Origin of the sequence: Streptomyces sp. NPDC060198 (assembly GCF_042728415.1) — a bacterium.
Lineage (GTDB): Bacteria > Actinomycetota > Actinomycetes > Streptomycetales > Streptomycetaceae > Streptomyces.
The window spans coordinates 1-5,289 of record NZ_JBHWZJ010000437.1 but is presented as its reverse complement, the minus strand read 5'-3'; the positions used below and the strand labels follow the sequence as shown (position 1 = coordinate 5,289).

At 73.9% G+C, this 5,289-nt stretch carries 1 protein-coding gene; it reads right to left on the bottom strand.

Annotated elements, in window-relative coordinates; genetic code table 11:
• On the bottom strand, positions 1 to 5,289 hold a 5,289-nt coding region (locus tag ACFWEP_RS31095; RefSeq protein WP_387375100.1), incomplete at both ends, for an amino acid adenylation domain-containing protein.

Sequence of the window (5,289 nt, the reverse complement as noted above, 5' to 3'; positions counted from 1 at the left end):
GAACAACTCCAACAAACCCTCACCGGACACCCCGGCCACCGGACCCGCACCCAGCGCTGCCAACTCACCCCGCTCGTCGGCCGTCAGCAGATCGAGCCCGCTGAGGCGGCACCGCGGGTCGGCGACCGCGAGGCGGAGCAGCCGCTCCCACCGCGCGGTCATCCTCGTCATGGCCGCGGGGTCGTACAGGTCGGTGGTGTACTCGACGACTCCGTCGATCCCGTCCGGGGAGCCGTCCTCGGCGTGCCGTTCGGACATCGTGAAGATCAGGTCGAGCTTGGCCGTGGTCGACGCCGACGGCATGTCGTCGACGCGGAGCCCGGGCGGTGCGAAGTCGGCGCGGGGCGCGTTCTGCAGCACCAGCATGACCTGGAACAGCGGGCGGTGCGCGAGCGAACGGGACGGGTTGAGAACCTCGACCAGGTACTCGAACGGCAGGTCCTGGTGGGCGTAGCCGGCCAGCGCCGTGTCCCGGACCCGGTCGAGCAGCTCGGCGAACGTCGGATCGCCCGAGGTGTCGGTACGGAACACGAGGGTGTTGACGAAGTAGCCGACCAGTTCGTCCTGCGCCTGGTCGGTCCGGCCGGCGACCGGGCTGCCGACGGGGATGTCGTCGCCCGCACCGAGCTTGCTCAGCAGCGCCGCGAGTCCGGCCTGGAGGACCATGAACAGACTGGTCCCGTGGGCGCGGGCGAGTTCACTCAGACCGCGGTGGAGCTCGGCGTCCAGCCCCGCGCTCACGGAGGAGCCCCGATGGGTGGCGATGGCCGGGCGGGGCCGGTCGGTGGGCAGCTGGACGCACTCCGGCAGCCCTGCCAGCTGCCGGGTCCAGTAGTCCGCGTGTCCGGCGAACGGGCTGTCCCGGTCGGCGGAGTCCCCGAGCAGTTCGTGCTGCCACAGGGTGTAGTCGGCGTACTGCACGGGCAGCGGCGCCCACTGCGGCTCCTCGCCGCGGTGGCGCGCCGCGTAGGCGGCGGTCAGCCCCCGGGTGAGCGGGCCCAGCGACCAGCCGTCGCCCGCGATGTGGTGGAGCACCACCTGGAGGACGTGCTCGTCGGGCGCGAGCTCGAACAGCTGGACCCGCAGCGGCACATCGACCGCCAGATCGAAGGGACGGTCCTTCGCCGTCGCCATCAGGGCGGGCAGTCCGGCCTCGGTGGTCCGGTCCACGAGCAGCCGCGGGCGGGCCGCCGTCACGTCCAGCACCCGCTGGTACGGCGTGCCGTCCACGGCGGGGAAGACGGTGCGCAGGCTTTCGTGCCGGGCCACCACGTCCGCCACGGCGGCTTCCAGGGCCCGCCGGTCCAGATCCCCGGTCAGCCGCCACGCCAGCGAGATGTGGTAGTTCGCGCCCGCCCCCTCCAACTGGTGCAGGAACCAGAGCCGCCGCTGCGCGAAGGACAGCGGTACCGCCTCGGGGCGCTCGCGCTTCACCAGGGCGGCCTGCGCCGGCCCGGCGGCCACCAGGGCGGCGGCCAGTCCCGCCGGGGTCGGCGCCTCGAACAGGGTGCGCAGCGGCATTTCCACGCCGAGCGTCGCGCGGATGCGGGCGGCCAGGCGGGTGGCGAGCAGGGAGTGCCCGCCCAGGTCGAAGAATCCGTCCTCCACACCGGCCGACGCCACGCCCAGGACCTCCGCGAAGAGCTCGCAGAGAATCTGCTCCTGCGGGGTGCGCGGCGCGCGGCCGGTGGCCGTCGGGGCGGTGTCGGGGGCGGGCAGGGCCCGGTGGTCCAGCTTGCCGTTGACGGTCAGCGGCAGCGCGTCCAGCAGGACGAACGCCGACGGCACCATGTACTCCGGCAACCGCTCGCGCAGGTGGACGCGCAGCTCTGCCGCATCGGGGGCGGCGCCCGGGGCGGGCACCAGGTAGGCGACCAGCCGGGTGTCGTCGGCCCGGTCCTGCCGGGCCAGCACGGCGACCTGGGCGATGCCCGGGCACGCGGCCAGCGCAGCCTCGATCTCGCCGAGTTCGATCCGGAACCCGCGCACCTTCACCTGCTGGTCGGCGCGGCCGACGTAGCGCAGACCGCCGTCCGCCCCCCGGCGCACCACGTCGCCGCTGCGGTACATGCGCGATCCCGGCGCTCCGAACGGGTCCGCCACGAACCGCCCCGAGGTCAGGCCGGGCCGGTTGAGGTAGCCGCGCGCCAGGCCCGCACCGGCGACGTACAGCTCGCCGGGCACGCCCGGGGCCACCGGCCGCAGGCCGTCGTCGAGCACGTACGCCCGCAGGTCCGGCAGAGCCGTGCCGATCCGGCCGGCGGCTGCGGGGGACCGGTCGAGCGCCGCGTGGGTGACGTGCACCGTGGTCTCGGTGATGCCGTACATGTTGACCAGCCGCGGCGCGTCGTCCGCGTGGCGCTGGTACCACCCCGACAGCCGGCCGTGCTCCAGCGCCTCGCCGCCGAACACCACCGTGCGCAGGGCGAGCCGGTGGCCGGTCTCCGGCGCCTGGGCGTCCGCCTGCGCCAGCTGGTAGAAGGCGGACGGGGTCTGGTTGAGCACCGTCACCTGCTCGCGGGCGAGCAGTTCCAGGAACCGGCCGGGCGACCGGCTGGTCTCGTGGTCCACGACCACCAGACGGCCGCCGTGCAGCAGCGGGCCCCACAGCTCCCACACCGAGAAGTCGAAGGCGTAGGAGTGGAAGAGGGTCCACACGTCGTCGGCACAGAAGCCGAACAGCTCCCGGGTGGTGTCGAACAGGCGCACCACGTTCCGGTGCGGGACCACCACGCCCTTGGGGTTGCCGGTGGAGCCGGAGGTGTGGATGACGTAGGCGGCCTGCTCCGGGTCGAGGGCGACACCCGGGTCCGTTTCCGGCAGTCCGTCCAGGTCGGCGGTGTCCAGCAGCAGCCGGTCCACGCCTTCGGCCCGAAGCCGCTCTCCGGTCCGGCTCGTCGTCACGAGGAGCGCGGGCCGGGTGTCCTGGAGCAGATACGCGATGCGGGCGGCGGGGTACTCCGGGTCCACCGGGACGTACGCGGCGCCGGCCTTGAGCACGGCGAGGACCGCCACGACCAGCTCCGCCGAGCGCGGCAGAGCCAGCGCCACCAGCTGCTCCGGCCCCACGCCCCGGCGGATCAGGGCGTGCGCCAGCCGGTTGGCGCGGGCGTTCAACTCGCCGTACGTCAGGGTGGCCGCGCCGTCGCTGAGGGCGGTCGCCGCGAGGTTCGCGCGTACCTGCCGCTCGAACAGCGCGGGCAGAGCCCCTTCCGGCAGCGCCCCGACCTGCTCGGTGACGGCCGGCAGCAGGGCCCGGAGCTCTTCGGCGGAGACCACGTCCACCTGGCCGATCCGTCGGCCGGGGGCGGCGACGACGGCACGCAGCAGCCGCTGCCACCGCTCGACGACCTCGGCGACGGTGGCCGCGTCGAAGAGATCGGTGCTGTACTCCACGACGCCCGACAGGCCCTCGCCGTCCGGCTGTTCGGCCAGGACGACGTTCAGGTCGCATTTGGCCGTCCTGGTGGGGACCAGATCGGTCGCCACCCGCAGGCCCGGCAGCTCGAAGGTGCCGAACGGCGCGTTCTGGAGGGTGAGCATGGTCTGGAACAGCGGGTGGTGGGCGAGCGTCCGGGTCGGGTTCAGCGCCTCCACCAGGTGCTCGAACGGCATCTCCTGGTGCGCGTACGCTTCCAGGGCCCCGGAGCGCACCCGGCCCAGCAGTTCGGTGAACGACGGGTTCCCGGACAGGTCGGTGCGCAGCACCAGGGTGTTGACGAAGAAGCCGACCAGGTCGTCCAGTGCCTCGTCGGTGCGCCCCGCGATCGGCGTGCCGATGGGGACGTCGGTGCCGGCGCCGAGCTTGCCCAGCAGGGCGGCCAGTGAGGCCTGGAGCACCATGAAGAGGCTGGCTCCGCCGTCCCGGGCGAGTGCGCGCAGGCCCTGGTGCAGTTCGGGGTCGATCCGCACCGGAAGGTGGGCGCCCCGGTAGGTCATCGCCAGGGGGCGCGGCCGGTCGAAGGGCAGCTCGATCTGCTCGGGCAGGTTCGCCAGACGCTCCCGCCAGTAGGCGAGTTGGCCGCTGAGCAGGGAGTCGGGGTCGGCGCCGTCGCCGAGCAGCTCCTGCTGCCAGTGGGTGTAGTCGGCGTACTGGACCGGAAGCGGCGACCACTGCGGCGGCGCCCCCTCGCTGCGGGCCGTGTAGGCGGTCGTCAGGTCCCGCGAGAGCGGCCCGGTCGACCAGCCGTCACCGGCGATGTGGTGCATCACCAGCAGCAGCACGTGCTCCTCGGTGCCGAGCCGGAACAGTTCGGCGCGCAGCGGCGGTTCGTCGGAGAGTTCGAAGCCGCGCCGGGCCGCCCGTGCCAGCCTGTCGGGCAGCTCGCCCCCGGTGGTCTCGGTCACCAGCAGGTTCGGCCGTGCGGCGTCGGCGTCGAGCACGCGTTGCCACGGCACGCCGTCGGTCACCGGGAAGACGGTACGCAGGCTTTCGTGCCGCTCCACCACGTCCGCGAGGGCGGCTTCCAGGGCCCGCAGGTCCAGGCTTCCGGAGAGCCGCAGCGTCAGCGGGATGTTGTAGGTGGCGCTCGGGCCCTCCATCCGGTGCAGGAACCACAGGCGGCGCTGCGCGGAGGAGAGCGGGAGGCTCCCGGGCCGCTCGCGGCGTACCAGGGCCGGGCGCGCCCGGCCCGCGGCGTCCACCGCGGCCGCCAGTTCCGTCACCGTCGGCGCGTCGAACAGATCGTGCAGCCTCAGCTCCACGCCCAGCACCGAACGGGCCCGGGCCACCAGCCGGGTGGCGAGCAGGGAGTGTCCGCCGAGGTCGAAGAAGCTGTCGTCCAGTCCGGCTTCGGTGACCCCCAGGACCTCGGCGAACAGCCCCTGGAGCAGGTGCTCGACGGCGGTGCGCGGACCCCGCCCCGGTGCGGCGGGCCGCTGCTCGGGTGCCGGGAGGGCACGCCGGTCGAGCTTGCCGTTCGGGGTCAGCGGCAGCGCGTCCAGCACCATGAGGGCGGACGGCACCATGTGCGCGGGCAGCCGCTCGCGCAGCCAGGTCCGCAGTGCGTCGGCCGTGGGCGCCTGCCCCTCGGCGGGGACGACGTGGGCGACCAGCCGGGGTCCGTCGTCGGTGCGCACGGTGACGACGGCGCGGGCGATCGCCGGGTGGCCGGTCAGGACCGCCTCGATCTCGCCGGGTTCGATCCGGTGTCCCCGGATCTTGACCTGGTCGTCGGTGCGGCCGAGGAACTCCAGGTTCCCCTCGGGGTTCCACCGCACCAGGTCCCCGGTGCGGTACATCCGCGTGCCGCCCTCGCCGAACGGGTCCGCCACGAACCGCCCCGAGGT